This window comes from Streptomyces sp. NPDC000878 (assembly GCF_053599695.1).
In genome coordinates this window covers 1-26,736 of record NZ_JBSFMT010000091.1, presented here as the reverse complement: position 1 = coordinate 26,736, position 26,736 = coordinate 1, and the positions used below count along the sequence as shown (strand labels likewise).

At 72.1% G+C, this 26,736-nt stretch carries 25 protein-coding genes; 19 read left to right on the top strand and 6 right to left on the bottom strand.

All coding sequences use genetic code 11. The features are described from left to right. The first annotated feature begins 5 nt into the window (after positions 1-5). From ACWDR4_RS44190 to ACWDR4_RS44160, 7 genes are all read left to right on the top strand, one after another. Positions 6-1,487 (top strand): SulP family inorganic anion transporter, encoded by a 1,482-nt coding sequence (locus tag ACWDR4_RS44190; RefSeq protein WP_450417103.1) that lies wholly within the window; start codon positions 6-8, stop codon positions 1,485-1,487. 113 nt (positions 1,488-1,600) lie between these two features. Continuing rightward, positions 1,601-2,392, top strand: a complete 792-nt coding sequence (locus ACWDR4_RS44185) for a slipin family protein (protein WP_450417101.1) — start codon at positions 1,601-1,603, stop codon at positions 2,390-2,392. Positions 2,393-2,484: 92 nt separating this feature from the next. Further along, positions 2,485-3,939 (top strand): alkaline phosphatase PhoX, encoded by a 1,455-nt coding sequence (locus ACWDR4_RS44180; RefSeq protein ID WP_450417099.1) that lies wholly within the window; start codon positions 2,485-2,487, stop codon positions 3,937-3,939. Positions 3,940-3,988: 49 nt separating this feature from the next. After that, on the top strand, positions 3,989-5,443 hold the full coding sequence (locus ACWDR4_RS44175) for a serine/threonine-protein kinase (RefSeq protein WP_450417097.1): 1,455 nt from the start codon (positions 3,989-3,991) through the stop codon (positions 5,441-5,443). Between the two features lie 91 nt (positions 5,444-5,534). After that, on the top strand, positions 5,535-6,413 hold the full coding sequence (locus tag ACWDR4_RS44170; protein ID WP_450417095.1) for a PPK2 family polyphosphate kinase: 879 nt from the start codon (positions 5,535-5,537) through the stop codon (positions 6,411-6,413). 101 nt (positions 6,414-6,514) lie between these two features. After that, entirely contained in the window at positions 6,515-7,372 is an 858-nt protein-coding gene (locus ACWDR4_RS44165; RefSeq protein WP_450417094.1) for a polysaccharide deacetylase family protein, read from the top strand. 18 nt (positions 7,373-7,390) lie between these two features. Beyond that, a complete protein-coding gene (locus tag ACWDR4_RS44160; protein ID WP_450417092.1) occupies positions 7,391-7,531 on the top strand; it encodes a hypothetical protein in 141 nt (46 codons plus the stop codon). Here the strand turns inward: ACWDR4_RS44160 and ACWDR4_RS44155 are convergent. Both ACWDR4_RS44155 and ACWDR4_RS44150 read right to left on the bottom strand, forming a co-directional pair. Next, positions 7,523-8,194 (bottom strand): ABC transporter, encoded by a 672-nt coding sequence (locus tag ACWDR4_RS44155; protein ID WP_450417091.1) that lies wholly within the window; start codon positions 8,192-8,194, stop codon positions 7,523-7,525. The genes ACWDR4_RS44160 and ACWDR4_RS44155 overlap by 9 nt on opposite strands. Continuing rightward, positions 8,191-9,102 (bottom strand): ABC transporter ATP-binding protein, encoded by a 912-nt coding sequence (locus ACWDR4_RS44150; protein WP_450417090.1) that lies wholly within the window; start codon positions 9,100-9,102, stop codon positions 8,191-8,193. Before ACWDR4_RS44150 ends, ACWDR4_RS44155 begins: the two co-directional genes overlap by 4 nt. A 104-nt stretch (positions 9,103-9,206) precedes the next feature. Here ACWDR4_RS44150 and ACWDR4_RS44145 point away from each other — a divergent pair, with 104 nt between their 5' ends. The 7 genes from ACWDR4_RS44145 to ACWDR4_RS44115 all read left to right on the top strand — a co-directional run bounded on the left by ACWDR4_RS44145 (position 9,207) and on the right by ACWDR4_RS44115 (position 17,112). Further along, positions 9,207-9,947, top strand: a complete 741-nt coding sequence (locus ACWDR4_RS44145) for a peptidyl-tRNA hydrolase (RefSeq protein WP_450417088.1) — start codon at positions 9,207-9,209, stop codon at positions 9,945-9,947. A gap of 85 nt (positions 9,948-10,032) precedes the next feature. Continuing rightward, entirely contained in the window at positions 10,033-10,641 is a 609-nt protein-coding gene (locus ACWDR4_RS44140; RefSeq protein WP_450417087.1) for a DUF4142 domain-containing protein, read from the top strand. Positions 10,642-10,736: 95 nt separating this feature from the next. Continuing rightward, complete coding sequence (locus tag ACWDR4_RS44135) at positions 10,737-11,540, top strand: DUF4142 domain-containing protein (RefSeq protein ID WP_450417086.1); 804 nt, start codon at positions 10,737-10,739, stop codon at positions 11,538-11,540. Between the two features lie 125 nt (positions 11,541-11,665). After that, entirely contained in the window at positions 11,666-13,321 is a 1,656-nt protein-coding gene (locus tag ACWDR4_RS44130; protein ID WP_450417085.1) for a DUF692 domain-containing protein, read from the top strand. A gap of 251 nt (positions 13,322-13,572) precedes the next feature. Further along, a complete protein-coding gene (locus ACWDR4_RS44125; protein WP_450417083.1) occupies positions 13,573-14,412 on the top strand; it encodes a DUF4142 domain-containing protein in 840 nt (279 codons plus the stop codon). 94 nt (positions 14,413-14,506) lie between these two features. After that, on the top strand, positions 14,507-15,325 hold the full coding sequence (locus ACWDR4_RS44120; RefSeq protein ID WP_450417081.1) for a TIGR04222 domain-containing membrane protein: 819 nt from the start codon (positions 14,507-14,509) through the stop codon (positions 15,323-15,325). Positions 15,326-15,465: 140 nt separating this feature from the next. Continuing rightward, positions 15,466-17,112 (top strand): alpha/beta hydrolase, encoded by a 1,647-nt coding sequence (locus tag ACWDR4_RS44115; RefSeq protein WP_450417080.1) that lies wholly within the window; start codon positions 15,466-15,468, stop codon positions 17,110-17,112. Between the two features lie 178 nt (positions 17,113-17,290). On the opposite strand, the gene hemQ is transcribed toward ACWDR4_RS44115, so the two are convergent. Beyond that, positions 17,291-18,022, bottom strand: coding sequence for a hydrogen peroxide-dependent heme synthase (gene hemQ, locus ACWDR4_RS44110; protein ID WP_450417078.1), 732 nt, complete (start codon positions 18,020-18,022; stop codon positions 17,291-17,293). 151 nt (positions 18,023-18,173) lie between these two features. Next, entirely contained in the window at positions 18,174-19,595 is a 1,422-nt protein-coding gene (gene hemG, locus ACWDR4_RS44105; RefSeq protein ID WP_450417076.1) for a protoporphyrinogen oxidase, read from the bottom strand. Positions 19,596-19,792: 197 nt separating this feature from the next. Between hemG and ACWDR4_RS44100 the strand changes: the two genes are divergently transcribed. Continuing rightward, positions 19,793-20,803, top strand: coding sequence for a DUF4349 domain-containing protein (locus ACWDR4_RS44100; RefSeq protein WP_450417075.1), 1,011 nt, complete (start codon positions 19,793-19,795; stop codon positions 20,801-20,803). 53 nt (positions 20,804-20,856) lie between these two features. Beyond that, positions 20,857-22,272 carry an FAD-dependent oxidoreductase gene (locus ACWDR4_RS44095; protein WP_450417120.1) on the top strand — a complete coding sequence of 472 codons (1,416 nt, stop codon included), beginning with the start codon at positions 20,857-20,859 and terminating at the stop codon, positions 22,270-22,272. Positions 22,273-22,364: 92 nt separating this feature from the next. Here the strand turns inward: ACWDR4_RS44095 and ACWDR4_RS44090 are convergent, their stop codons facing one another. Then, the gene (locus ACWDR4_RS44090) at positions 22,365-22,694 is read right to left on the bottom strand and encodes a hypothetical protein (RefSeq protein WP_450417074.1); all 330 of its coding nucleotides are present in this window, start codon (positions 22,692-22,694) and stop codon (positions 22,365-22,367) included. A gap of 124 nt (positions 22,695-22,818) precedes the next feature. On the opposite strand from ACWDR4_RS44090, the gene ACWDR4_RS44085 reads away from it, so the two are divergent. Then, positions 22,819-23,637: a rhomboid family intramembrane serine protease gene (locus ACWDR4_RS44085; RefSeq protein WP_450417072.1), complete on the top strand. Its 819-nt coding sequence runs from the start codon at positions 22,819-22,821 to the stop codon at positions 23,635-23,637. Positions 23,638-23,655: 18 nt separating this feature from the next. Here ACWDR4_RS44085 and hemE read toward each other — a convergent pair whose 3' ends face one another. Then, positions 23,656-24,750, bottom strand: a complete 1,095-nt coding sequence (hemE, locus tag ACWDR4_RS44080) for a uroporphyrinogen decarboxylase (RefSeq protein WP_450417071.1) — start codon at positions 24,748-24,750, stop codon at positions 23,656-23,658. A gap of 141 nt (positions 24,751-24,891) precedes the next feature. Between hemE and ACWDR4_RS44075 the strand changes: the two genes are divergently transcribed. Both ACWDR4_RS44075 and ACWDR4_RS44070 read left to right on the top strand, forming a co-directional pair. Continuing rightward, on the top strand, positions 24,892-25,557 hold the full coding sequence (locus ACWDR4_RS44075) for a DUF3000 domain-containing protein (RefSeq protein WP_389357052.1): 666 nt from the start codon (positions 24,892-24,894) through the stop codon (positions 25,555-25,557). Positions 25,558-25,956: 399 nt separating this feature from the next. After that, a complete protein-coding gene (locus ACWDR4_RS44070) occupies positions 25,957-26,616 on the top strand; it encodes a helix-turn-helix transcriptional regulator (RefSeq protein WP_235474254.1) in 660 nt (219 codons plus the stop codon). The last annotated feature ends 120 nt before the right edge of the window (positions 26,617-26,736 follow it).

Below are 26,736 nucleotides of genomic sequence, written 5' to 3'. Positions count from 1 at the left end.
CCGCCATGACCAGCCTCGACAAACTGGCCAGGTTCCCTCATCTGCGGCAGGACTTCGCCGCCTCGCTCGTCGTGTTCCTGGTCGCCCTGCCGCTGTGCGTGGGCGTCGCCGTCGCCTCCGGTGTCCCGGCCGAACTCGGCCTGGTCACCGGCATCGTGGGCGGTATCGTCACCGGACTCCTGCCGGGCAGCAGCCTCCAGGTGTCCGGGCCCGCCGCCGGCCTCACCGTGCTCGTCTTCGAGGCCGTACGGGAACACGGGCTGCCCACCCTCGGGGTGATCGTGCTCGCCGCCGGGCTGCTCCAGCTCGCCATGGGCGCCTGGAAGCTGGGGCGCTGGTTCCGGGCGATATCCGTGTCCGTCGTCGAGGGCATGCTGGCCGGAATCGGGCTCGTGATCATCGCCGGGCAGCTGTACGCGGCGGCCGGGCTGAAGGCGCCCGCCGCCGGGCTCGACAAGATCGCCGGGCTGCCCGAGGCCGCCGCGAAGGCCGTGGGGAGCACCAGCGCGCTGGCCTCGCTGGCCGTCGGCGCGGGCACGATAGCCGTGATCGTGCTGTGGCAGCGGCTGCCCAAGAAGGTGCGGGCGGTGCCGGGCGCGCTCGCCGCGGTGGTCCTGGCGACCGTCGTCACCCTGGTCTTCAGCCTGCCGGTGGCGACCGTCGAGGTGAAGGGCCTGCTGGACGCCGTCCAGCTGCCCGGCCTCGGCGCCTTCGGCGAACTGGCGAGCCTCAGCGTGATCGGCACGGTCGTGGCGTTCACGCTGATCGCGTCCGCCGAGAGCCTGTTCAGCGCCGCCGCGGTGGACCGGCTGCACGACGGTCCGCGCACCCAGTACGACAAGGAGCTGATGGCGCAGGGCGCCGGCAACACCGTGTGCGGGCTGCTGGGCGCGCTGCCCATGACCGCGGTCATCGTGCGCAGCTCGGCGAACCTCCAGGCGGGCGCGCGGACGAAGGCGTCCCGGGTCATGCACGGCGTATGGCTGCTGCTGTTCGCGGCGCTGCTGCCGGGCGCGCTGGCCCTGATCCCGCTGCCCGCGCTGGCCGGCATCCTCGTGCACGCGGGCTGGAAGCTGATACCGCTGCGCGAGGTCGCCTCGCTCTGGCGCGAGCACCGCGGTGAGGCGCTGATACTCCTGGTCACGGCCGTGTCGATCGTGTCCGTGAACATGTTCGAGGGCGTGCTGATCGGTCTCGCTCTGTCGGTGGGCAAGACCGCCTGGGAGGCCTCGCATCTCAAGCTGGAGGTCATAGACAAGGGCGCAGGGCCGATCCAGGCGTATCTGTCGGGCAACGCGACCTTCCTGCGGCTGCCGAAAATACTCGACAGCCTCGAGGCGCTCCCCCAGGACCGGCCGATCGAGCTGGAACTGTCGGGCCTGCACCACCTGGACCACGCCTGCCGCACGGCCCTGGAGAGCTGGGCGGAGCGGCACAGCGCGGCCGGGACGGAGCCTGTGCGGCTGATGACGACGACCACGAAGTAGCCTCCGCGCACGAGGTCGCCCGGTCCGAGGCTCGCCCCGAGCCCCGGACCGGGCATATCGTTTGTTAAAGGTGCCGATCGGCACGTACGGGACGGCTGCGAGAGGTCGTCATCATGCTTGAGGAATTGCTGGCCGCGGGTATCGCCGCCGGAGCCGCCGGGCTCGTCTACGTCGGGGCGGCGGCACGGGTCGTCAAGCAGTACGAACGCGGGGTCGTGTTCCGGCTCGGCCGGCTCGCCGGGGACGTACGGGCGCCCGGTTTCACGATGGTGGTCCCGCTCGTGGACCGGCTGCACAAGGTCAACATGCAGATCGTCACGCTGCCGGTGCCGGCCCAGGAGGGCATCACCCGGGACAACGTGACCGTGCGGGTGGACGCGGTCGTCTACTTCAAGGTCGTCGACGCGGCGAACGCGCTCGTCCAGGTCGAGGACTACCGCTTCGCGGTCTCCCAGATGGCACAGACGTCACTGCGCTCGATCATCGGCAAGAGCGACCTGGACGATCTCCTGTCCAACCGGGAGAAGCTCAACCAGGGCCTGGAGCTGATGATCGACAGCCCGGCCATGGGCTGGGGCGTGCAGATCGACCGGGTCGAGATCAAGGACGTCTCCCTGCCGGACACGATGAAGCGCTCCATGGCCCGCCAGGCCGAGGCCGACCGTGAACGCCGGGCCCGGATCATCAACGCGGACGCCGAGCTGCAGGCGTCCAAGAAACTCGCGGAGGCCGCCGAGGTCATGTCCGAGCAACCCGCCGCGCTCCAACTCCGGCTGCTCCAGACGGTGGTGGCGGTCGCCGCCGAGAAGAACTCGACGCTCGTCCTGCCCTTCCCGGTGGAACTGCTCCGCTTCCTGGAACGGGCGCAGTCCCAGCAGCCGCCTCCAGGCGGGTCATCGGGGTGAGGCGCGCTACGCGCGTGGTTCCCGAGGTCCGTACGGCGTGATACACACAGCAAGGTCACAGTCCTGTCCGCCAGCAGGAAGGTTGCCTCCCCATGTCCGCATTCGGCACGCCCGAACTCGACGGCACCTCAACAGGCGCCAACCCCACGGCAGTTGACGGCCCCTCGGCAGTCGACGCCTCCCCCGCCTCCCGACGCCAGGTCCTCGCCCGCACCGGCGCCCTGGGTGTCGGCATCGCCTTCACCGGCGCCCTCTCCGAACTCTTCGCCGGTACCGCCGCAGCACAGGGCATCGGCCACTCCGGCTACGGCCCCCTGGTCCCCGACCCGAAGGGCCTGCTCGACCTGCCGAAAGGTTTCCGCCATCGGGTGCTGTCCCGTGAGGGCGACCCCCTGCGCTCCGGCGAGGGCCCGGTGCCCTCCAACCACGACGGCATGGCAGCTTTCGCGGGCCGCCACGGCCGCGTCCACCTCGTCCGCAACCACGAGAACCGCAACACCCCGAGAATCCCGGTCCCGACCGTCAAGGGCCTCACCTACGACCCGATGGGCAAGGGCGGCTGTACGTCCCTCACCCTCGACCGGGACGGGGACGTGCTCTCGGAGCGGGTCGCCATCGCCGGTACGGCCGTCAACTGCGCGGGCGGGCCCACGCCTTGGGGCACCTGGCTGACCTGCGAGGAGACCGAGGACAAGGCCGGCACCAACGGCTACACGAAGGACCACGGCTTCATCTTCGAGGTCGACGGGGCCGACCCGCACCGCACCGGCGCCGTCCCGCTCACCGCGATGGGCCGCTTCCAGCACGAGGCGATCGCCGTCGACCCGAGGAACGGCATCGTCTACGAGACGGAGGACGCCTTCCTGCGCCCCTTCGGCCTCTTCTACCGCTTCCTGCCCAAGAGGCCGCTGGGCGGGGTGGGTTCGCTGCGCGCGGGCGGCCGGCTCCAGGCGATGCGGGTGCCGGGCGTACCCGACCTCTCCTCGATCCAGGAACCGGGCGCCGCCTTCGACGGCGTCGAGTGGGTGGACGTACCGGACCCGCTGGCCGCCCAAACCCCCATCCGCCTCCAGGACTTCGGGCCGAAGGGTGTCACGCACGCGCAGAAGCTGGAGGGCTGCTACTGGGGCGGGCGGTGCGTGTACTTCGTGTCGTCGTTCGCCCACGCGAGCGAGGGCTCGGCGGCCACCCACTTCGGCCAGATCTGGCGCTACGACCCGGCCGCGCGCCGCCTCACCCTCGTCATCGTCTTCGGCCCGGACACGGACGTCCAACTGCCCGGCGAATCACCGGACAACATCTGCCTCGCCCCGAGCGGCGGCCTGATGGTGTGCGAGGACGGGGAGGGCGCACAGCACGTGTACGGCGTGACACGCAGGGGCGAGGTGTACGCGATGGCCCGCAACGCCCAGAACATCGGCACCCAAGACGCCCCCGAGTGGGGCGAGTTCGCGGGCGTCACCTTCTCTCCCGACGGCCGGACGATGTACGTCAACTGCTACACACCCGGCACGACGTTCGCGGTGACGGGCCCGTGGAAGCGGTAACCGGCGCCCTCTGAGCCGGACATGGCGGGCAGGCCCTAGCCTGTCCGCCATGAACGTACCGGGGGACGTGGTCGACGGCCGGTTCGAGCTGCTGGAGCGGCTCGGGAGCGGTGGGATGGGCACGGTCTGGCGGGCCCGGGACGCCGTGCTGCACCGCGAGGTCGCGCTGAAGGCGGTACGGGCCGACGCGGCGGCGACCGACGCCGTACGCGGACGGGTGCTGCGCGAGGCCCAGGCGCTGGCCCGGCTCAGCCATCCCAACGTGGTGACGGTCCATCAGATCGTCGACGACGACCCGCACCCCTGGATCGTCATGGAGCTTGTGCCCGGCGTCTCGCTCGACAAGCGCCTGGAATCAGGCCCGTTGACGCCGGTGGAGGCGGCGCGGATCGGCGGCCAGGTGCTGGACGCGCTGCGCGCGGCGCACGCGGCGGGCGTACAGCACCGGGACGTGAAACCGGCGAACATCCTGCTGCGCCCCGACGGCAGCGCGGTGCTCACCGACTTCGGGATCGCCGCGCTCCAGGGCGCGACGGCCCTGACGATGACCGGCGAACTCGTCGGCTCCCCCGAGTACATCGCCCCGGAACGCCTCCGCGGCCCCTCCGACGACCCGGCGGCCGACCTGTGGTCCCTGGGAGTCGTGCTGTACGTGTGCGTGGAGGGCGTGAGCCCGCTGCGCCGCGAGACCACGCTCGCGACACTGGCCGCGGTCCTGGAGTCCGAGGTACCGCCACCGTCCCGCGCGGGCGCGCTCACGCCCGTACTCGAAGCGCTGCTGGTACGGGATCCAGCGGGCCGGCCAGACGCGGCCCAACTGGCGGCGCTGCTGGGGCGGGTGGCCGCGGGCGGGACACCGAGTCCTGCTCAGCGGACGGTGACGGCGCCCCAACCCGTGGGCCACATACCGGAGTTCGGCAGAACACCACCGCCGACCGTTCCGAACTCGTACCCCCTGCCGTCGAGGTACCGTCGCAGGCGGGTGGCCCTGCCCGTCGTACTCGCGTTCCTCGTGGCCGTCGCCGCCACGTTCCTCACCCTGCGTTTCCTCGACGGGGACGAGAGGACGGACGGCGGCCCGGGCCCGGTGGCCGGTACGACGGCCTCGCCGACCCCGACCCCCACCGCCTCAGCCACCTCCTCAGCCACTGCCTCAACCACCCCGTCCGCCGCGACCGGCCGCTGGATCGCCCAGCTCTTCTCCGAACCGGTCGGCTCCGGGACCGCCGCCCGGGACGCGCGGCTCGCCAAGGTCAGGGAGTCGGTGCCGGAGGCGATGGTCCTACGGAGCGACGAGTACGCGTCCCTGCGCCCGGGCTACTGGGTGATCTACGCCCCTGGCCCGTTCGCCGACGGCCGTGCCGCACTGGCCTTCTGCGGCGAACGCGGCCGGACGACACCGAACACCTGCCTGGGCCGCTACCTGAGCACCAGCGCCGCCGACTTCGCCCTCCAGTGCCGCCCGCCCGCCGCCGGCCCCACCGGGCGCTGCACCCGCAGCTAGGGCCTGTCCGGCGGCCCGACGGCTGGCGCGCCCGGTTTCCGCGTCGCAGGATCGAGGTACCGGGGAGGAACCGGACCGGAAGAGGTGCCCCATGGCCAAGAAGGGCTCGAAACAGGACTCCGGGAAGCCCGCGGAGAGCATGTTGGGTGAGCTGCTGCGCGTGCCCGGCGGGGAGCGGGTCGACCTCGGCGCGTACGACGCCAGGGCCACCCCGGGCGGCCCCGCCGACAAGGTGGCAGGGCTCGCCGCCACCGCCCTGCTGGGCGAACGGCTCGCGGTCCTCCAGGAGCGTCTGTGGGCGGCTGGCTCGACCGGCGACCGACGGCGGCTGCTGCTCGTCCTGCAAGGCATGGACACCAGCGGCAAGGGCGGCACGGTCAAGCACGTCATCGGCCTGTTCAACCCGTCGGGCTGCCGGATCAGGGCGTTCAAGGCGCCCACCCACGAGGAACTGGGCCACTCGTTCCTCTGGCGCATCAAACGGGCGCTCCCCCAGCCCGGCGAGATCGGCATCTTCGACCGCTCGCACTACGAGGACGTCCTGATCGCCCGCGTCCGCGATCTCGCCTCCCGGGCCCAGCTCACCGCCCGCTACAGCCAGATCAACGGCTTCGAGAAGTCCCTCGCCGAGGACGGCGTGACCGTCGTGAAGTGCTTCCTGCACATCTCCTACGACGAGCAGCGGCGCCGTCTCCTCGAACGCCTGGACAACCCCGAAAAGTACTGGAAGTTCAACGTCGGCGACATCGAGGACCGCGCGCTGTGGCCCGCGTACCAGGAGGCGTACGAGATCGCCCTGGAGCGGTGTTCGACCGGCGCGCCCTGGTACCTGATCCCGGCGGACCGCAAGTGGTACCGCAACTGGGCGATCAGCCGACTGCTGCTGGAGCACCTGGAGGCGCTGGACCCGCAGTACCCGAAGGCGGACTTCGACGTGGCGGAGTACAGGGCGCGCCTGCTCGCCACGTAGGCGGCTGCGGGGTGGGGCGGTCGCGGCCGGGCGGGTGACATCCGGGCGCCTCGCCCTCGCGGCGGGCCGCCGGGCAACTCCGGCATTTCTACCTTCGTACGATGATCACTCTCGTACGACGAGTCGTCACCGGCTGTGTCCTCGGCCCCGCGCTCACCGCACTCGCCGCCTGCGGCACCGCCCCCGTACCGCAGCGGGCCGAGCGGCCTCCCGCGCCCCCGTCCGCCGCCCCCTCGCGCCCGCCCACCCTCGCCCCCGGGCCCGCCGGTCTGACCCCCGTCTTCCGGAACGGCCCGCGCACCCCGGAGAAGGCGGTCGCCCTCACCTTCGACGCCGACATGACCGCCGGGCAGGGCGACCGGGCTGCGCGGGGCGAACGATTCGACAACCCTCGGCTGATCGCCACGCTGCGGGCACTGAAGGTGCCGGCGACCGTGTTCATGACGGGGCGGTGGGCCGAGCAGTACCCGCTCCAGGCCCGCTCCATCGGACGGGACCCCCTCTTCGAGGTCGCCAACCACTCGTACAGCCACTACGCCTTCACCGAGGACTGCTACGGCCTGCCGACCATCGCCGGCTCCGAGGCGCGGATGCGCGCCGACGTCGAGCGGGCCTTCGCCGCCTTCCGGGCCGCCGGGGTGCCCAGGGCCATGCCCTACTTCCGCTTCCCGGGCGGGTGTCACGACCGGCGTGCGCTGCGCGCGCTGAGCAGAGTCGGGGTCACCGCCGTGCAGTGGGACGTGGTCAGCGGGGACGCCTTCGCGACGGACGCCGACGCGGTGGCCCGGCAGGTGCTGGACGGCGTACGGCCCGGGTCGGTCGTCGTCATGCACTGCACGCGCAGTGCCGCCCCGGCGACCGAGCGGGCGCTGCGCACGATCGTGCCCGCGCTGCGCGAGCGTGGCTTCCGGTTCGTGAAGGTGTCCGAGCTGATCGGAGCCACGGGCGGCCGGCGGTGACCGGCTTAGGCTGGTCCCATGAGTGACGAGAACGAGGTCGCGTACGCGGAGTGTGTGCTGTGCCGGAAGCCGACCGAGTACCCGGAGTCGCGGAAGGGCATCACGCTCTGCCCGGTCTGTGAATGGCAGGAGGCGCAGCGCTCGGCCTGCTCAGGGTGAGCGGCGTGCGGTGAGCGCGCAGGCCCCGGCGGTCGCCGCCACCGTGAGCAGGGCCGCCGAGGCCAGCGGCAGCAGCGGTACCGGAACCGTGCCCGAGCGGGAGCCGGTCACCAGGGACGTGATCGCCAGCTGGGCCGGGGAGCCCGTCACCACCAGCGCCAGCAGCGCGCCGAGCATCATCGCGGGCACCGCCCGGCCGGGCGAACGCAGCAGCGGCCAGGTCGTGAGCGCGCCGACGGCCGTGCCGAGCAGGGCGCACACCAGCGCGGCGAGCAGCCCGGCGGCCCCGGCCGGGAGCGGCTCCACCCGGACCTGGTGATCGGCGCTCGCCGGGTCGCTGATGAGGGTCACCACGACGGTCGCGGCCGTGCCGAGCGCCGCCGCGGCGCCCAGCGCCACCAGGAGACAGGCGAGGTGCGCCCGCCCGGGACCGACGGCGGCGGCCACGGCGGCGCGGGCGGCGGGCGGCTCGTTGCCCGCGCAGATCCGCACCAGCCAGGCGGCCACCGGCAGTACGGCCGCGGCGGCGTACCCGAGCGAGTCGAGCACCGGCTGCCCGCTCTGCACCCCGACGCCCAGGAACACCGCGTACAGGATGAACGGCGGCAGCCAGCGCTGCGAACGCACGAGCAGGGCGGCCTGGTAGCGCAGGAGGGCGGTCATCGGGGGCTTTCGTCGGTGGTGAGCGGGGCGGGTGCGGTGGTGTCGTTCAGCGCGGCCGTTCCGGGGCCCACGCTCACGACGTGCCAGGGCGGGCGGGCCGTCAGCAGGGCGCGGAGTACGACGTCCGAGTGGGTCAGGGGGACGGTGAGCCGATGGCCGCCCGGGGTCACGGTCTCCGTCCTCGACGCCGTCCACTTCAGCGCCTCGGCCGGGGGTTCCGCACCCGGCGGTCCCTGCGCCTCGACGGCCAGGTGCGGGCCGACCGGTTCCGGTGAACCGGCTTGTGCTGTACGGATGTCGAGGCCACCCTCGGTCACGGTGTACGTCGCGTCGGGCGCCCCCGCCAGACGGCCCGGGTCGTGGTCGACGAACACCACCGAGGCGCCGGACGCGGTCCGTTCGGCGACGACCCGCTCCAACTCGGCCCGGGCTGCGGTGTCGAGGCCCGTCCACGCCTCGTCGAGGACGAGCAGCTCCGGGTCGGCGAGGAGGGCCTGGGCGACGGCGACCTTCTGGCTGCTGCCCTTGGAGAGCTGGGCCATGGGTGTGCGGGCGTAGGCGGCGGCGCCGAGGCGCTCCAGCCACTCGTCGGCGGCACGGGCGGCGGCCGTACGGGGGAGGCCGTGCACGGCGCCCAGGTGGGTGAGGTAGGCGTGTGCGGTGAAGGGGAGGGCTGTGGGGAAGCGTTCGGGGACGTAGGCAGTGCGGGGGTGGCCGGTGAGGGTGCCTTCTGTGGGGGTGTCTATGCGTGCGAGGAGTCTTAGGAGGGTGGATTTGCCTGTGCCGTTGGGGCCCTCGATGCGGGTGAGGGTGCCGGGGGTGAGGGTCAGGTGGACGCCTCTCAGGACCCAGGGGCCGCGTATGCCGTAGCGGCGGCCCACGTTTTCCAGGCGTAGATCGCTTTGCATGGGGTCATTCTGTCGTGGAGCGGCTGCGGGTCGGATGTGGCTGGTCGCGCCCACGCGGCGGAGCCGCAAATCGAGCACAGCCCCGCGCCCCTAGGGTGGCTGTCGTGAGCCATGATCAGAATGCACCCGGCGACAGTCCTTTTCGGTCCGAGCGGTCCTCGCGTGATGAGGCGCCCCAGTTCGTGCTGCCCCTCGTCGCCCGGATCGAGAAGGGCTCGCCGCCCGCTCGTACGGATGCGTTGGAGACCGCCGCTCGGGCCGTTCTTGTGCTCCTCGGGGACGAGCGGTCCGTCGGGGACGGGGAGTGGGCTCAGGTCATGCGGGACTGGCAGGATGCTCGGATTCGTAAGGTGGTGCGGCGGGCGCGGGGGGCCGAGTGGCGGCGGGCCGAGGCGCTGGACGGGATCACGGTCAGTGGGAAGTCGGCCGAGGTGCGGGTCTTTCCGCCTGTTCCGTTGGACGGGTGGCCCAAGGACCTGGCGCGGCTCCAGGTCTCCGGCACCGATCTGGACGATCCGGAGCCGCCGCTCGAACCGGACCCGGCGGTGCCCGTTCTCTGGCTGAACCCCGAGCTGGACATGTCGGCCGGTAAGGCGATGGCCCAGACCGGGCACGGTGCTCAGCTGGCGTGGTGGGAGCTGTCGGACGAGGCGCGGGCGGCCTGGCGTGACGCCGGGTATCCGCTCGCCGTCCGGACTGCGGAGCCGGATCGCTGGCGTGAACTCACCGGCAGCGGGCTCCCGTTGGTCCGCGACGCCGGTTTCACGGAGATCGCGCCCGGTTCGGCGACGGTTGTCGCGGACCACCGTCCCCTGGGACGCACAGGGTTCAAACATCTTCGTTGAACATCCCTGAGCTCCCGCCCGTACCTTCTGTCGCTGGCCAAGCAACATCTGCCCAACGACCAGTTGGTTTCCCCGGGAGGCTCCTTTGCCGCGCATCAACCACTCGGCCCTCGTCATCGCGGCCCTGACCACCACGATGGCCGCGCTCGCGTTCCCTGTGTGGTCCTACGCCGACCGCTCCGGCACCGGAGTGTCGAACACGGCCGCCGGCACGGTGAACACCCAGTGGGGGCCGCTGACCGCCTCGGACCGCAGCCTCATCGTGCGCGTGCGGCTGGCCGGGCTGTGGGAACTGCCCGCGGGCGAGAAGGCGATGGAGAAGTCCAGCAGCGCCACCGTCAAGGAGGCGGCGGACCACCTGCTGGTGGGCCACGGCGACCTTGACGAGCGGGTGCGGAAGGTCGCCGCCCAGCTCAATGTCGAGCTGCCCAACCAGCCGAACGAGGCGCAGCAGGGCTTCCTGGCCCAGATGGACGGCGCCCAGGGCAAGGAGTTCGACCGGGTCTGGGCGAGCATCCTGCGGAAGGCACACGGCACGATCTTCCCGGACATCGCGACGATCCGGAACCAGACCCAGAACACGCTGGTGCGTCAGCTGGCGACGGACACCAACCAGACCGTGCTCGACCACATCACGGTGCTGGAGAAGACCGGCGCGGTCGACTTCGACGCCCTCGCCAACGGCACGATCTGACACGTGTCGGTCACGTCCCGATACCGCTCACGTATCCCCCTCACTGGCCAAGTAACAGTCCCCAACGACCAGTTGGGTCCCTCCGGGAGGCTCCTTTGCCCCGCATGAACGGCTCGATCCTCGTCGGCCTGGCGATCGCCGGCACGATCGGCGCACTCGCGTACCCCGTGCTCTACTCGTACCCGCACCGTGACGACACCGCGAAGGCAGCCGCAGCCGCGCTCGTCGGCGACACGGTGAACACGCAGTGGGGGCCGCTGACCCCCTTGGACCGCGAACTCATCGTGCGCGTCCGGCTGGCCGGGCTGTGGGAACTGCCCGCGGGACAGCAGGCGATGCAGAAGTCCAGCAGTCCCGCCGTCAGGGAGGCCGCCCAGCACCTGATCACGGGCCACAACGACCTCGACAAGCGGGCACGGAACGCCTCCCAGATGCTCGGTGTCCCGATCCCCAACCAGCCGAACGCACAGCAGCAGGGTTTCCTGGACCAGATGACGGCGGCCTCGGCCGCGGACTACGACAAGGTCTGGGCGAACCTCCTGCGGCAGGCACACGGCAACATCCTCCCGGTCATCGCGACGGTGCGGAACCAGACCCGCAACACTCTCGTGCGTCAACTGGCCTCGGACACCAACCAGACCGTGCTCGACCACATCACGATCCTGGAGAAGACCGGCCAGGTCGACTTCCAGAAGATCGCCGAGAACGCCGCCGGGCCCAGCGCCAGTCCGACCGGTCCGCCGCCGCCGTCCCCCGGAGTGATACCGCCCGTCGCGCCCGCGGTGGAGCCGACCAGCGGCGTCGAGGGGTCCTCGAAGCCGTCGCCGACGACACCCGGCACGATCAACACCAACCGGCCGGAGGCACCGGACCCCAACGTCGTCGCCCAGGCCCAGTAGACGGCTGGGAGCCGGCAGGCGGGCGGAAGCTCAAATGTTGCTCTGAAGGTCTCCCGGGAGGGGTTCGATCCCGGGGGCCGGGGCCATCACTCCGTGGACCGACAAGGTCGTAGAAGGGACGGACGATGAAGCGACTGGAGCAACTGGAGCGACCGGGACGACTGGGTACGGGCATCGGGTGGCGGCCGGAGATCGCGGACGCCGTGGAGGCCATGCCGGGTATCGACTGGGTCGAGGCCGTGGCGGAGAACCTCTGCCCGGGGCATCTCCCCGAGTCGCTGCTGCGGCTGCGCGAGCGCGGCGTGACGGTGGTTCCGCACGGTGTCTCCCTGGGCCTGGGCGGCGCGGACCGGCCCGCCGAGGACCGGCTGACCGCACTCGCCGAGCGGGCCGAGGCACTGGGTTCGCCCCTGGTCACCGAGCACATCGCGTTCGTCCGCGCGGGCGGTCCGCTGACCGCGTCCCCGCTGCTGGAGGCCGGGCACCTGCTGCCCGTCCCCCGCACCCGGGACGCGCTCGACGTGCTGTGCGAGAACGTCCGTATCGCCCAGGCCGCACTGCCGGTGCCGCTGGCCGTCGAGAACATCGCCGCGCTCATCGCCTGGCCGGGCGAGGAGCTGACCGAGGGCCAGTTCCTGTACGAACTGGCCGACCGGACCGGCGTACGCCTCCTCATCGACGTCGCCAACCTGCACACGAACCACGTCAACCGGGGCGAGGACCCGGCGAAGGCCCTGGCCGAACTGCCCGTCGAGGCCATCGCGTACGTCCATGTCGCGGGCGGTTTCGAACGGGACGGCGTCTGGCACGACAGCCACGCCCACCCGGTCCCGGACGCCGTCCTCACCATCCTCACGGACCTCGCCTCCCGCGTCACCCCGCCCGGCGTCCTGCTGGAACGGGACGACAACTTCCCCGAGCCGGACGAGCTGGAGCGCGAGCTGGGGGCGATCCGGGGAGCGTTGGCACGGGCCGCGTCCGCGCGGGCGCGGACTTCGGAGACGGCCGAATCAAAGTCGCCTAGTGGCGAGATGCGGGCTTCGGTGACGGCCGCGCCGGAGGCCCCGGCTGGGGCGGAGAGCGCCGCGTCAAAGGCACCGGCCGCCTCGCAGGCACCGACCAGCCAGGCGCAGGCCGCTGCGACAGCCACACCGCAGGTGCCTGCCGCAGCGGTGGCGCAGGCCGCATCGCAGACACCGACCAGCCAGGCGTCGGCGACAGCCGAACCGGAGGTCCCTGCCCCAGCGGCTCCGGAGGCCGCCGCCTCGCAGGAACCGGCCGGTGAGGCGACCGACAGCAGTGGCTCCGCCCCCGGCGACGCCTCCGACTCGGACGACGGCTCCGTCACCGCTCCCGAATCCGCCCGACAGCGTCTCGCCCTCGCGCAGGCCGCCCTGCTCTCCGCGCTCGTCGCGGGGACGCCCGTGCCGGAGGGGTTCGACCGGGTGCGGCTCGGGGTGCAGTCGCGGGCGCTCGGGGCGAAGCGGGCCGATGTCGTGGCGAAGGTCGCGCCGGAACTGCCCGAGATCCTCGGGGCCGGATACCGGCCCGCCTTCCTCGCGTACGCGCACGGGCACCCCATGGCCGACGGCTACCGGCACGACGCGCTGGACTTCGCCGCGCATCTGCTGCTCGGCGGGCAGCCAGAGACCGCCGAGAACACAGAGGCCCGTCGGCGGCTGCGCGAGTGGTGGCTGGACCGCTCGGGCCCGGCCCCGCGCTCCCAGCGCCCGACGGCCCGGCTGGCCCGCGCCACCCGCCGCGTACTCCTGCGCCGCTGACCCGCCCCGGCCCCGACCGCCGCGAACTGTGCGGGGGTTAACAGCGCGGCCCACACATCTCGCACGCGAGACGAGCTTGTCGGCGTTTCGGGCGGTATGCGCGGGGCGTACGCTCCCCCATCCGTCGTCCGCCCCCTCCTCCGCAGCCTCTCCTCCTCGTACGGCGGTTGGCGTAGCGCCCGCAGTAGGATGCGAACTTCGCGTCCGAAGCGCATTAGCGTGCGGTGCCGCAACAGGAGGCAGAAGGCACCATGCGATCCATCCATCGTCCCGGGCTGGGCGGCACCGGGCTCATCCTCGCGGGACTGGCGGCGACCCTCGTCGCGCTGGTCTTCCCGGTCTGGTCGTACACGGACCGCTCCGGGACCGGCGCGGCCGTGCTCAACGCGCAGACCGTGTCGACGCGGTTCGGTCCGCTGTCGGCGCTCGACCGCGAGTTCCTCACCAAGGTCCGGCTGGCCGGGCTGTGGGAACTCCCCGCAGGTCAGCAGGCCCAGGAGCGCGGCACCACCGAGGCCGTGCGGATCGCGGGCCGGCATCTGATCGAGGGGCACACGTTCCTCGACGAGCGGGTCCGGGACGTGGCGTCGCAGCTCGGGCTCGAACTGCCCAACCAGCCGAGCGAGCAGCAGCGCGGCTGGCTCAGCATCATGAACGCGTCCCACGGCGAGGACTTCGACCGTGAGTTCGCCAACCTGCTGCGGATGGCGCACGGCAAGGTGTTCTCCGTCGTCGCCCAGGTCCGTGCGAGCACCCGCAACTCCCTGGTCCGCGCCCTCGCCGACGACGCGAACACGACCGTGCTCGACCACATCCAGGTCCTGGAGGCCACGGGGTACGTCGACTTCGACGCCCTGGCCACCGACATGGCCGCCGCGAGCACCCCGCCGCTCACCAACTCCCCGGCCCCGCCCGGCCCGACGGCCGCCCCCGCATCGGCCGTCCCGGTGACGCCCTCGCCGGTCGCGACCTATCCGCTGCCGCCGCCCGCGACCAGCCCGCCGCCGGAAGTCGGGGAGGTCGTGGAGTTCACGGAGCCCGCAGGCCCTGCTGAGCCCGCAGAGCCTGCTGAGCCTTCCGAGGAGCCCTGATCCGGCCACCGCCCATACGTCACGTACCGGCCATACCTCGTCCATATCCTGAAAGCCCATGGCGTTTCGGGACCCTGTCGCATAGAACAACGGCATGTTCTGGTCCTTCCTCCTGCTGCTGGCCTGGATCGCCGCCGGTACGGCGTGCACCCGGCTGTGTCTGGCCGCCGTCCACGCGGCGGCCGTCGATCCGGACGCGGGCCCCGGCGGACGCGGGCGTGATCTGACGCTGTACGAGGCGGCGTTCCTGTCCGGCGGACCGGCTCGGGTCGCCGATCTCACGCTGGTGTCGATGGCCCGCCAACGGCGGCTGCTGCTCGCCCACACCGGCTGGGCGACCGTCGTGGACCCGAGCGGGCGCGACGAGATGGAACGGTCGGTGATAGGCGCCATCGGGCCGGAGGGCCAGTCCCGCATCGCTCCGGTGCGGACGGCCGCCGCCGCCACGGAGGCCGTACGGGGGCTCGCGGACCGGCTCGTCGCGGCGGGCCTGGCCGTGCCCGACGGGGCCAGGCGCGGGATCGCGTTCGCGGTCCGCCAGGTACAGGCCGCCGCACTGGCCGTCGTCGCGCTGGGCGCGGTGGCGCTGCTGCTGCCAGGTCGGGGCACCGTGCCGCGCGACCTGGTCGCCCTCTGGTTCGCGCTCCCCCTCATCCTCACCCTGAGCTGCCTCGCGGTCGCCCGGATCGAGGTCCACCCGTACTCGCGCTGGGCGTCACCGGCCGGGCAGCGCCTACTCACCGGCCTGACCCGGCGCACCAGGACCGCCGGCCACCGCGGCGCGGGCGACGACCGGACGTACCTCACCTCCGTCGCCGTACTCGGGGTCCGCGCGGTCGGCGAGCCCGATCTGCGCGCGGCTTTCGCGCACCGGGAGCCGCAGGACACGACCCTGCGCGAACGCCTGCGCTGACCGGCTTCCCCGCTGTCCCCGGCGCTCCAGGAGTGTGCGGGGGCGCATAGGAGTGCTCGCGGCGACACCGGGCGGCCGGTGCTTGCCTTCGCCCACCGGCGCCCGAAACATCCCTTCTGTTGCCACCGAAGGGATACGCGATGCGAGCTGCCGCCCTCTACACGGCTGCCGGGTCCTTGCTGCTGACCACCCTGGCCGCCGCCCCGGCGGACAGCGCCCCGGGCCTGCCCGACCGCCCGGGCGGCCCAGGGTCGGCCGAGTTCCGGGGTTCCGTGCTGGCCGCCGCGCGTGCCGGGGCGACCGGTATCGACTTCGGGAAGTGCGCGCCGGAGGAGGAGCTGCCGGACAGCCTGCGCTGCGGCACGGTCACCGTGCCCCTCGACTACGCGCACCCCGACGGCAAGCAGATCAAGCTCACCGTCAGCCGGACGGAGGCGACCGGCAGGGACCCGCGCAATCCCGAGCACAAGGTGGAGCGCCAGGGCGCCCTCGTCTACAACCCGGGCGGCCCCGGCGCCTCCGGCATGTTCTTCCCGCTGATCGGCGTCATCCCGGAGTGGAAGCGCATCGCGGGGGCGTACGACCTGGTCGGGTACGCCCCGCGCGGGGTGGCCCGGTCGGCGCCGCTGTCCTGCAAGGACCCGAAGCACTTCTTCAAGGGGCCCACACAGGCACCGGCGCGCCCCTCGGAGTCGTACAAGCGGGAGCGCATCGCCGAGGCGAAAGCGTACGCGCGCGGGTGCGCCGAGCGCTCGGGCGACGCGCTGCGCCACTACCACTCCCTCAACAACGCCCGTGACCTGGACGTTCTGCGCGCCGCACTCGGCGAGGACCGGCTGACCTTCATGGGCGCCTCGTACGGCACCTACTTCGGGGCGCTGTACGCGACGCTGTTCCCCTCGCACGTACGGCGGATGGTGTTCGACTCGGTGGTGAACCCGGACCCGGGCGGCATCTGGTACCGCAACAACCTCGACCAGTCGGCCGCGTTCGAGGCCCGCTGGGCGGACTTCCGGGCCTGGGTGGCCAGGCACAACGACGTGTACGACCTGGGTGCTACGCCGGATGCGGTACTACGGAGCTACGAGAAGGCCGCGGCGCAGCTCGCCGCCGAGCCGGCCGGCGGGAAGGTGGGGCCCGGTCAGTTGCAGGGCGCGTTCCTGCAGGCCGGGTACTACGACGACTACTGGCCGCACCGCGCCCACGCCCTGTCCGCCTACCTCAAGGGCGATCCGCAGCCGCTGATCGACCAGGCGGCACCGGTGACGGAGGCGGCCGTCGAGGCGGAGAACGGCAACGCGGTCTACACGGCCGTCGAGTGCAACGACGCGTCCTGGCCGACGAGTTGGCGGGTCTGGGACCGGGACAACACGCGGCTCGCGCGCACGGCGCCGTTCGAGACCTGGGACAACGTGTGGATGAACCTGCCGTGCGCCTACTGGCCGGCGCCCCGGCAGACACCCCTCGACGTGCACACCGGCCCGGGTGAGCTGCCACCGGTGCTGATCCTGGCGGCCGAGCGGGACGGTGCGACGCCGTACGCGGGCGCACTCGAACTGCGCCGCCGCCTGTCCGGCTCGGCCCTGGTGACCGAGCGGGGCGCGGGCACGCACGGCGTCGCCGGCGGCCCGAACGCGTGCGTCAACAACCACCTGGACACATATCTGCTGACGGGCCGCCTGCCGGGCCGCAGCACGGACTGCGCCCCACACCCGGAGCCACGGCCGGCGGCCCCGGTCGGCCGTTCCCAGCAGACATCCAACGGGAAAGCCGCCCGGGGCGCGTGAAGCAGGGCGCCCGTCGAGCGAGACAGGCGACCGGCCGCCCGATGCCCTCGCGGCGCCAGGTGCCGCGTCCCTCGGGAGACGCGGCGCCCGGCGCTACGTCTCCCGGCCGCGCCACATCCGGCCGCGCCGCCGCGCGGCGGGCCCGGCCCCCCGGCCGACCGCAGGGCACCGCCTCCGGTCAGGCGAGACCGGCGACCAGCTCGGCCACCGACTTGCGGCGGCCCGTGTAGAACGGGACCTCTTCGCGGACGTGCATCCGGGCCTCGGAGGCGCGCAGGTGGCGCATGAGGTCGACGATGCGGTACAGCTCGTCGGCCTCGAAGGCCAGCAGCCACTCGTAGTCGCCGAGGGAGAACGAGGCGACCGTGTTGGCGCGCACGTCCGGGTAGCCGCGGGCCATCTTGCCGTGGTCGGCGAGCATCCGGCGGCGGTCCTCGTCGGGCAGCAGGTACCAGTCGTACGAGCGCACGAACGGGTAGACGCTGATGTAGTTCCGGGGCGTCTCGTCGGCCAGGAACGCGGGGATGTGCGAGCGGTTGAACTCGGCGGGGCGGTGCAGCGCCATGTTCGACCACACCGGCTCCAGGGCGCGGCCCAGCTTCGTGCGGCGGAAGAGGTTGTACGCCTCCTGGAGCTGGTCGGCGGTCTCGGCGTGCCACCAGATCATCAGGTCGGCGTCGGCGCGCAGCCCCGACACGTCGTACGTGCCGCGGACGGTCACGTCCTTCGCGGCGAGCTGGTCGAACAGCTCCTGGACCTCGTCGGCGTAGCCCGCGCGGTCCTCGGGCAGGACGTCCTTCAGCTTGAAGACGGACCACAGGGTGTAGCGGATGACCTCGTTGAGGTCCTTGGCCAGCTTGCCCTTGTTCGGGATGCGGGCCGCGTCGGTGGTGGGGGCGTCGTCACTCATGCGCCTATTCTCCCGCTCCGCCGGGCGCACTCCGCACCGGGTTGGTCTCAAGCTGCTCTAGGCGGCTCGCTCGCGCCCCAACGGGGCGCGGGGCTGTGCCTATGTGCGGCTCCGCCGCGTGGGCGCGACCAGCCACGACGAACCCGCAGCTTCAAACCCGCACTTCCCGCGAAGCGCTGAGCGCGTCCACCGCCGCATACGCGCTCGCGATGCACGCCGGGATGCCGACCCCGTCGTACGCCGCGCCGCACACCGCGAGGCCCGGGAGCTTGGCGATGTGCTCGCGGATGCGGTCCACGCGCGCGTGGTGGCCGACGGGGTACTGGGGCAGGCCGTCGTCCCAGCGGGTGACGCGGGTCTCGACGGGGGCCGCCGTCAGTCCGGTCGCCTCCTTGAGGTCGTGGCGTGAGACGTCCACCAGGTCGGCGTCGGGGCGCTGGAGGATCTCCGTCTCGGCGTACCGCCCGACGGAGGTCCGCAGGACCAGCAGGTCCGGGTTCTCCTCCGCGATCCAGCCCCACTTCTGGGAGGCGAACGTCGACGCCTTGATGGTGCGTCCGTCGACGGGCGGCACCAGGAAGCCACTGCCCTCGGGGAGGCTGACGTCGGCGCGCCGGTAGGCCAGGGTGATCAGGGCCATCGAGGCGTACTCCACGCCCGAGAGTTCGGCAGCGGCGGCCGGCGCCTCCGCGCGGAGCAGACCGGCGGCCACCGGGGTCGGTACGGCGACGACCACCCCGTCGGCGTCGAACACCCGCTCCCCGGCCACGACCCGCCACGCCGCCGAGGTCCCGGCCGTCCGGCGCAGCTCGGTCACCGGTGCCCCGGTGACGATCTCGCCGCCCCGCGCGCGCACCGACTCCGCGACGGCGAGCGGCAGTTGGCCCACACCGCCCTGGATGCCCATGAAGACCGAGCCGGTCTGCTGGGGGGCGGCGGCCAGCCGGGCCTGGATGCCGCGCACGCCCTCCGTGAGGGACGCCTGCTTCTTCGCCACCTCGAACAGCTGGGGTACGGCCGAGCGCATCGAGATGCGGTAAGCGTCACCCGCGTACACCCCGCCCAACAGCGGCTCCACCAGCCGGTCGACGACCTCGCGGCCGAGACGGGCGGCGACGAACTCCCCCACCGCCACGTCGTCCCCGACCTCCGTGCGCGGCAGGTCGGCGTCGCGCTCGATCCGGGCCAGCCCCTCGTCCGAGAGGACGCCGGACAGGGCCGAGGCGCTGCCGGGTACGCCCATGACGTGCCCCTTGGGAAAAGGCCGCAGGGCGCCCCGGGTCCAGATCGAGGCCGTCGAGGTGGCGGGCGGCTGGAGGCGGTCGTCGAGGCCGACCTCGCGGGCGAGCGCGACGGCTTCGGGTCTGCGCGCGAGCATCGACTCGGCGCCGAGGTCGACCCGCGCGCCCGCGATCTCGCCGGGCAGCAGCTTGCCGCCGACACGCTCGGACGCCTCCAGGACCGTGACTCTCACGCCCCGGTCAAGCAGCCGGTGGGCGGTGGCCAGACCTGCGATCCCGCCCCCGATGACGACGACATGCCCGGCACCCGCACGGGCCTCCACTGCGCTCATGCCACCACCCTCTCAGACCCCACTGACACTCCCGTCGGCGCACACCGCTCCCCGGTGTCCGGCACGAGTCCCGACCGTGACCTCATCGGGACCACAACCGGCCAACGTCCCGAACCTCTCGGGCGTCGAAGGAACGTCAGCCGTGCACCACGGCGGTCCAAGACGGTCCGACGACAGCCCTCGGGGGGATCCGCAAAATGAACACCCTGCACACAAACCGGACACGACGCTCCGTACGTCCCGTACGCCCCGTCCAGGCCCTGGCGGGACTCCTCCTCGCCGCAGCCCTCGCCCTCACCGGCTGCAGCGGCCTCGGCGACGGCGACAGCTCGACCAGCGATGCGGGCGGCGAGGCGGCGCAGCCCGCCTCGGGCGCCCTGGCGGACCAGGACCAGGCCGAGGCCCAGGCCGACAGCAAGGCGGGCAGCGCCAAGGACAGCGGCTCCCAGGCCAGCACGGCGCCCCAGCCGGCCGCGGGCGCGCACATCATCCGTACCGTGTCCGTCTCCGTGCAGGTCAAGGACGTGTCCAAGGCCCTGGCCAAGGTCCGCACCACCGCGCAGAACGCGGGCGGCTATGTCGGCAGCGAGACGACGACCCTGAACGAGGAGGAGGGCGGGGAGGGCAGCGAGAGCACCGAGATCGTCCTGCGGGTGCCCGTCGGCGAGTACGAGAAGGTCCTCGCGGACCTGGAGGGCACCGGCAAGCTGCTGCACCGGGAGGCGGAGGCCCAGGACGTCACCGAGCAGGTCGTCGACGTGGAGAGCCGCATCACCACGCAGCGCGCCAGCGTGAACCGCATCCGCGAGCTGATGGACCAGGCCACCAAGCTCTCCGACGTGGTCACCCTGGAGGGCGAGTTGAGCCGCCGCCAGGCCGACCTGGAGTCGCTGCTCGCCCGTCAGACCTCCCTGAAGGACCGTACGACCCTGGCCACGATCAACCTCTCCCTCTCCGAGACCCCGGCCAAGGAGTCCGCCGAGGACGACGACCCGGGCTTCCTGGACGCCCTCTCGGGCGGCTGGAACGCGTTCGTGACGATGCTGCGCTGGATCGTGGTGGCAATCGCCGCCGTACTGCCGTTCGCGGCGGTGGCGGCCCTGCTGCTGTTCGCCTGGCTGCGCCTGACCCGCACCCGCCGCCACCGTCCCACCCCGGCGACGACCACGGGCCCGACGGCGCAGCCGAACAGCCCCGACGAGAACTGATCAGAACTGACCGGGACTGAAATGCGAGGCCCCCGTAGCGTGTTCGTATGAGCATGAGCGCGAGCGATGACCGTACGAGGGACACGAATCGTGGGACCGAGCGGCTGGTCGTGATCGGCGGCGACGCGGCGGGCATGTCCGCCGCGTCGCAGGCACGCCGGTTCAAAGGCCCCGACGAGCTGGAGATCGTGGCGTTCGAGCGCGGCAACTTCACCTCCTACTCGGCGTGCGGCATCCCCTACTGGGTGAGCGGCGACGTCCCTGACCGGGACCAGCTGATCGCCCGTACGCCCGAGGAACACCTGGCCCGTGACATCGACCTGCGCATGCGGACGGAGGTCATGGAGATCGACGTCCCGGGCCGCCGGGTACGCGCGCGTGCCCTGGAAACGGGCGCCGAGTCATGGACGTCGTACGACAAACTGGTGATCGCCACGGGCGCCCGCCCGATCCGCCCGGAGCTGCCGGGCATCGACGCCCCCGGGGTGCACGGCGTACAGACCCTGGACGACGGCCAGGCGCTTTTGGACACCCTGACCACCACCGAGGGCCGGCGCGCGGTCGTGGTCGGCGCGGGCTACATCGGCGTGGAGATGGCCGAGGCGCTCATCAACCGCGGCTACGAGGTGACGGTCGTCAACCGCGGCAAGGAACCGATGTCCACGCTCGACCCGGACATGGGCCGCCTGGTGCACGAGGCGATGGAGGGCCTGGGCATCACCATGGTGAACGACGCCGAGGTCACCAAGCTGCTCACCGGCGAGGACGGCCGCGTACGCGCGGTGGTCACCGACGACGCCGAATACCCGGCGGACGTGGTCGTGCTCGGCATCGGCGTCCGCCCCGAGACGACGCTAGCCCGGGCGGCGGGACTCCCCCTGGGCGACCACGGCGGCCTCCTCACCGACCTGGCGATGCGGGTGCGCGGGCACGAGAACATCTGGGCGGGCGGCGACTGTGTGGAGGTCCTGGACCTCGTCTCCGGCCGCGAACGGCACATCGCCCTGGGCACGCACGCCAACAAGCACGGCCAGGTCATCGGCGCGAACGTGGGCGGCGGTTACGCCACCTTCCCCGGGGTCGTCGGCACGGCCGTGAGCAAGGTCTGCGACCTGGAGATCGCCCGCACCGGCCTCCGCGAGAAGGACGCCCACCGGGCGGGCCTCCGCTTCGAAACGGTCACCATCGAGTCGACGAGCCGCGCGGGCTACTACCCCGGCGCAGCCCTGATGACCGTGAAAATGCTCGCCGAACACCGCACAGGCCGCCTCCTCGGCGTCCAGATCGTAGGCCGCGAGGGCGCGGCAAAACGGGTCGACATCGCGGCAGTGGCTCTAACGGCACGCATGACGGTAGAACAGATGACCGCCCTGGACCTGGGCTACGCCCCACCGTTCTCCCCGGTCTGGGACCCGGTACTGGTAGCGGCGAGGAAAGCATCCACAGCGGTACGCAAGGGTGCGTCGTAGACAGGCGCCCAGGGAACCCACCTAGGGGCGCGGGGAACTGCGCGACCAGCCACAACGGACCCGCACCCGGCAACGAACCGCACCCCCTACCGCTAGGCCGTCCCGTTGATCCGATCAATAGCCTGCCGAGCCTGCTCAGCCGGCGGCCGGGACGGCAACGAAGACACAGAAGCCGACGCCGAAACAGCCGGCGCCTGCACCGGCTGCGCCCCCGGCGGCTTCGCGTGGGCGCCCAACCCACTGGACCGCAGCCGATGGCTGACAGCCTCGTCCAGCGACACCGGCCGCTGCATCTGCGTGGCCAACCGCCCCGCCTCCTGGCCGAGCCGTGCCACGTCCTCCCAGGGCAGGTGGACCACCAGGGCCAGTTCAGCCTCTCCGTTGGGCAGAGCCACCATCGGAGGAGTCACTCGGTCGTTCATCGCCTGTTCCTCACGTCGTCCCCGCGACGCGCCTTCGCCGTGCCGCGGACGTTGAGGACAGATACGGACACACGGACAGTCGCGTTCACCGATTCGCGGGACGCATCGCGGGCACTAATTCCTTGTGGTCATCCCCGTCCATGACGTGAACCCCGCAAACCGCACCCCTTGGGTCACGTACGCCCTGATCGCCGCGAACGTCCTCGTGTTCCTCTCCATGCCCGGGATAGCGGGCTCGGTGACGGGCGAGAGCGGCCTGGCACAGCTGTGCCACCTCCAGGCCTTCCTGGACCAATACGCCGCCGTGCCCCGGGAACTGATCCACCACCAGCTGCCACGGGTGGTGCCGACGGGCGACGTCGGGATCGGCACCGGAGGGCCGGGCTGTGTGATCGGCCCGCCCGCCTACGACAAGTCACCCGTGCTGTCCGTGTTCACGGCGATGTTCCTGCACGGCGGCTGGCTGCACCTGCTGGGCAACATGCTGTTCCTGCTGATCTTCGGCAACAACATCGAGGACCGCCTCGGCCACGTGCGGTACCTGCTCTTCTACGTCGTCTGCGGCTACGCGGCGTCGTACGGCTTCGCGCTGGTCAACGCCGACTCGGGCGACCCCCTGATCGGCGCCTCGGGGGCCATCGCCGGTGTCCTGGGCGCCTATCTGGTGCTGTTCCCGAAGGCCAGGGTGTGGGTCCTGGTGCCCTTCCTGGTCTTCCTGCCGCTGCGGCTGCCGGCCTGGATGGTGCTGGGCTTCTGGTTCGTGCTGCAGGCGGTGTACTCGTCCGGCGAGGGCGTCTCGGAGGCCGGCACCGTGGCGTACGCCGCCCACATCGTCGGCTTCCTCGCGGGCATGCTGCTCGCCTGGCCGCTCAGGGCCGGCACCCCGCCGCCGCCCGACCCGGGCCGCCTGCTGTGGGGCAGGCAGGCACGGCATACGTGGTGACGGGCGCCGGCCCGCGGCTCAGCGGGCGGTGTTGGTGTGGACGTACTCCACGAGGCGGGTCAGGGCGTCCGGGGGCGTGTTCGGCATGACGCCGTGGCCGAGGTTGAAGACGTGACCCTCCAGGCCCTTCGCGGAGTCGAGGACCTCGCGGGTCTTCGCCTCGACGGCCTCGGTGGAGGCGAACAGGACCGTCGGGTCGAGGTTGCCCTGGAGCGCCTTGCCGGGGCCGATCCGGCGGGCGGCCTCGTCGAGCGGGACGCGCCAGTCGACGCCCATGACGTCCACACCGGCCTCGCTCATGGGGGCGAGCAGTTCGCCGGTGCCGACGCCGAAGTGGATGCGCGGCACGCCGTACCCCTCGACGGCCTTGAAGACCTTCTGGGAGGCGGGGAGCACCGAGCGGCGGTAGTCGGCCGGGGCGAGGGCGCCGGCCCAGGAGTCGAACAGCTGGACGGCGCTGGCGCCCGCCTCGATCTGGACCTTGAGGAAGGCGGCCGTGATGTCGGCGAGACGGTCGAGGAGGTCGGCCCAGAGCTGCGGGTCGCCGTACATGATCGCCTTGGCGTTCTCGTACGTCCGGGACGGGCCGCCCTCGACGAGGTAGCTCGCGAGGGTGAAGGGCGCGCCGGCGAAGCCGATGAGCGGGGTGGCGCCCAGTTCGCGGGTGAGCAGGCCGAAGGCCTCAGTGACGTACGAGACGTCCTCGGGGGTGAGGTCGCGGAGCTGGGCGAGGTCCGCGCGGGTGCGGATCGGCTTCTCGACGACCGGGCCGACGCCGGGCTTGATGTCGAGGTCGACGCCGATGGCCTTGAGCGGGACGACGATGTCGCTGAAGTAGATCGCCGCGTCCACGTTGTGCCGGCGCACCGGCTGGAGGGTGATCTCGGTGACCAGCTCGGGCCGGGTGCAGGACTCCAGCATGGGGATGCCCGCGCGGACCTTGCGGTACTCGGGCAGGGAGCGCCCGGCCTGGCGCATGAACCACACGGGTGTGTGCGGCACCGGCTCGCGTCTGCACGCCTTCAGGAAGGCGGAATCCTGCACGGCGTCGTTCTTGACGGCGGCGGACGTCGCTGTCGGCTGCTGGCCCGCGGGGCTCTGGTTCGCGCTCACGACCCAAAGTCTCGCACGCCCCACCGACAGCTCCGCCGACAGTCCCGAGAACAGCCCTGCCGACGGCTCCGACCGTACTGTGGCCCGTCCCACGGGTGTCCCTCCCCGCACGGAGGCCCGCTTCCCTTTAATCTTCCCCGCATGGCTGCGGCTCAGGGACGACTGTCGGACGGCGCTGGCGGAATGGACGACGCGAAGGAGGGGGACCGGGATGCGGAGACGGCTCCGTTGCCCTTCCGGGCTGCCGTCGACGCGTTGCGGTCCGCGCGGCTGAGGCCGCAGATCGAGATCGAGCCGACGCGGGCGCCCCAGCGCCTGGCGCCGTTCGCGTACGCCCTGGAGGCGGCGGTCGTCGACGGCGAGGAGGATCTGGCCGACGGCCGGCTCGTCCTGCTGCACGACCCGGCCGGGCACGACGCCTGGCAGGGCTCCTTCCGGCTGGTGACGCTGGTGCGCGCCGAACTGGAGCCGGAGATGGCCGCCGACCCGCTGCTGCCCGACGTGTGCTGGTCGTGGCTGACCGGGGCGCTCCAGGCGCGCGGGCTGTCGTACGGCGAGGCCAGCGGCACCGTCACGCGCGCGAGTTCGCACTACTTCGGCGGGATGTCGGAGCGGCCGGCCGCCTCGCAGATCGAGATCCGCGCCTCCTGGACGCCCCGTGAGGGCCTCGGCGGCGTCCCGGACACCGCCTCCCACCTCGCCTCCTGGTGCGACCTCCTCGCCCAGATCGCGGGCCTGCCACCGGCCGCCCCCGGTGACGCGTCGGTGGTGACGCTGCCGCAGCGACGGGGGCCTCAGTCCCGCTGAGCGCTCCGCTGGACAGGCGGAGATTGCTGCGGGTCCGTTGTGGCTTGTCGCGCAGTTCCCTGCGCCCCTTACGGGGCGCTGTACCGCAGCGGAGTTCAACGGCCCCGCCCAGTCCCCCGTCGAACCGACTGAACGGCCTTGCGGTCCCCGTCCGGGGACCGCAAGGCCGTTCCTTTTTTCCTCGCAGCGGCACGCCGTCTTTAGTAGCTCTTTGTCGATACGGCCACTTTCGGCCGCGTATCGACGCAGAGCGAAACCGTTCGGTCTTCGGATGATCGATCGCGTGTCCGAATTGCTCGGATTGTTACTCACCAGATCGTGATCTTTCTCTAAAGGAGCACAGGTTTGATGCCGAAGACCTCTGTGACCTTGAAAGCACGCCGCACTCCAGGAGGCCTGGTGTCCGTTCTTCTTGAGCAGCCCGCAAGCCTGGTCGCCTACCGCCCGAACAAGCCGACCGCCATGGTGGTCGTGGCCGACCCCCGCGTCCGCTCCACCGTCACCCGCCATCTGTGGGCGCTCGGTGTACGCGATGTGATCGAGGCCTCGTCCATCGCGGAGGCTCGTCCCCGCATCGGCAACCCCCGCGACATCTGCGTCGCGGACGTCCACCTGCCCGACGGCAGCGGGCTCACCCTGCTGTCCGAGACCCGTGCCGCGGGCTGGCCCAACGGCCTGGCCCTGTCCGCCGCCGACGACATCGGAGCCGTGCGCAACGCCCTCGCGGGCGGTGTGAAGGGTTACGTCGTCACCGGCACCCGCAACAACGTCGGGCTTCCCAGCCGACCGGGCGCCGCCCCCATCGGCGCCGGCGCCCGTATGCACCGCCGTCCCCCGGGTGCCCCGAGCCACCCGGGCGGCTACCGCGAGCTGTCCGGCCGCGAGGTCGAGGTCCTGCGACTGGTCGCGGAGGGCCAGTCCAACAAGGCGATCGGCGTCTCCATGGGCCTGTCCGCGCTCACCGTCAAGAGCCACCTCGCCCGTATCGCCCGCAAGCTCGGCACGGGCGACCGCGCCGGGATGGTGGCGGTGGCCCTCCGAACCGGGATCATCCACTGAACTCCACTGAACAGTGATCACCGACCATCACTGACCACTGATCACCGACCGAATTCACTGACACGTGTGACACGTGACTGGTTTACGACCCCAAGGCGCCCGCCGACGGAACGTTCCGTC

Bases quoted from the DNA above. Each gene is read 5' to 3' on its own strand.
- ACWDR4_RS44090 (WP_450417074.1), bottom strand. From the start codon at position 22,694: ATGAACGACCGAGTGACTCCTCCGATGGTGGCTCTGCCCAACGGAGAG.
- ACWDR4_RS44120 (WP_450417081.1), top strand. From the start codon at position 14,507: ATGTTCTGGTCCTTCCTCCTGCTGCTGGCCTGGATCGCCGCCGGTACG.
- ACWDR4_RS44160 (WP_450417092.1), top strand. From the start codon at position 7,391: ATGAGTGACGAGAACGAGGTCGCGTACGCGGAGTGTGTGCTGTGCCGG.
- ACWDR4_RS44150 (WP_450417090.1), bottom strand. From the start codon at position 9,102: ATGCAAAGCGATCTACGCCTGGAAAACGTGGGCCGCCGCTACGGCATA.
- ACWDR4_RS44095 (WP_450417120.1), top strand. From the start codon at position 20,857: ATGAGCGCGAGCGATGACCGTACGAGGGACACGAATCGTGGGACCGAG.
- hemQ (WP_450417078.1), bottom strand. From the start codon at position 18,022: ATGAGTGACGACGCCCCCACCACCGACGCGGCCCGCATCCCGAACAAG.
- ACWDR4_RS44115 (WP_450417080.1), top strand. From the start codon at position 15,466: ATGCGAGCTGCCGCCCTCTACACGGCTGCCGGGTCCTTGCTGCTGACC.
- ACWDR4_RS44170 (WP_450417095.1), top strand. From the start codon at position 5,535: ATGGCCAAGAAGGGCTCGAAACAGGACTCCGGGAAGCCCGCGGAGAGC.
- ACWDR4_RS44190 (WP_450417103.1), top strand. From the start codon at position 6: ATGACCAGCCTCGACAAACTGGCCAGGTTCCCTCATCTGCGGCAGGAC.
- hemG (WP_450417076.1), bottom strand. From the start codon at position 19,595: ATGAGCGCAGTGGAGGCCCGTGCGGGTGCCGGGCATGTCGTCGTCATC.
- ACWDR4_RS44175 (WP_450417097.1), top strand. From the start codon at position 3,989: ATGAACGTACCGGGGGACGTGGTCGACGGCCGGTTCGAGCTGCTGGAG.
- ACWDR4_RS44185 (WP_450417101.1), top strand. From the start codon at position 1,601: ATGCTTGAGGAATTGCTGGCCGCGGGTATCGCCGCCGGAGCCGCCGGG.
- ACWDR4_RS44125 (WP_450417083.1), top strand. From the start codon at position 13,573: ATGCGATCCATCCATCGTCCCGGGCTGGGCGGCACCGGGCTCATCCTC.
- ACWDR4_RS44075 (WP_389357052.1), top strand. From the start codon at position 24,892: ATGGCTGCGGCTCAGGGACGACTGTCGGACGGCGCTGGCGGAATGGAC.
- ACWDR4_RS44130 (WP_450417085.1), top strand. From the start codon at position 11,666: ATGAAGCGACTGGAGCAACTGGAGCGACCGGGACGACTGGGTACGGGC.
- ACWDR4_RS44155 (WP_450417091.1), bottom strand. From the start codon at position 8,194: ATGACCGCCCTCCTGCGCTACCAGGCCGCCCTGCTCGTGCGTTCGCAG.
- ACWDR4_RS44165 (WP_450417094.1), top strand. From the start codon at position 6,515: ATGATCACTCTCGTACGACGAGTCGTCACCGGCTGTGTCCTCGGCCCC.
- ACWDR4_RS44100 (WP_450417075.1), top strand. From the start codon at position 19,793: ATGAACACCCTGCACACAAACCGGACACGACGCTCCGTACGTCCCGTA.
- ACWDR4_RS44180 (WP_450417099.1), top strand. From the start codon at position 2,485: ATGTCCGCATTCGGCACGCCCGAACTCGACGGCACCTCAACAGGCGCC.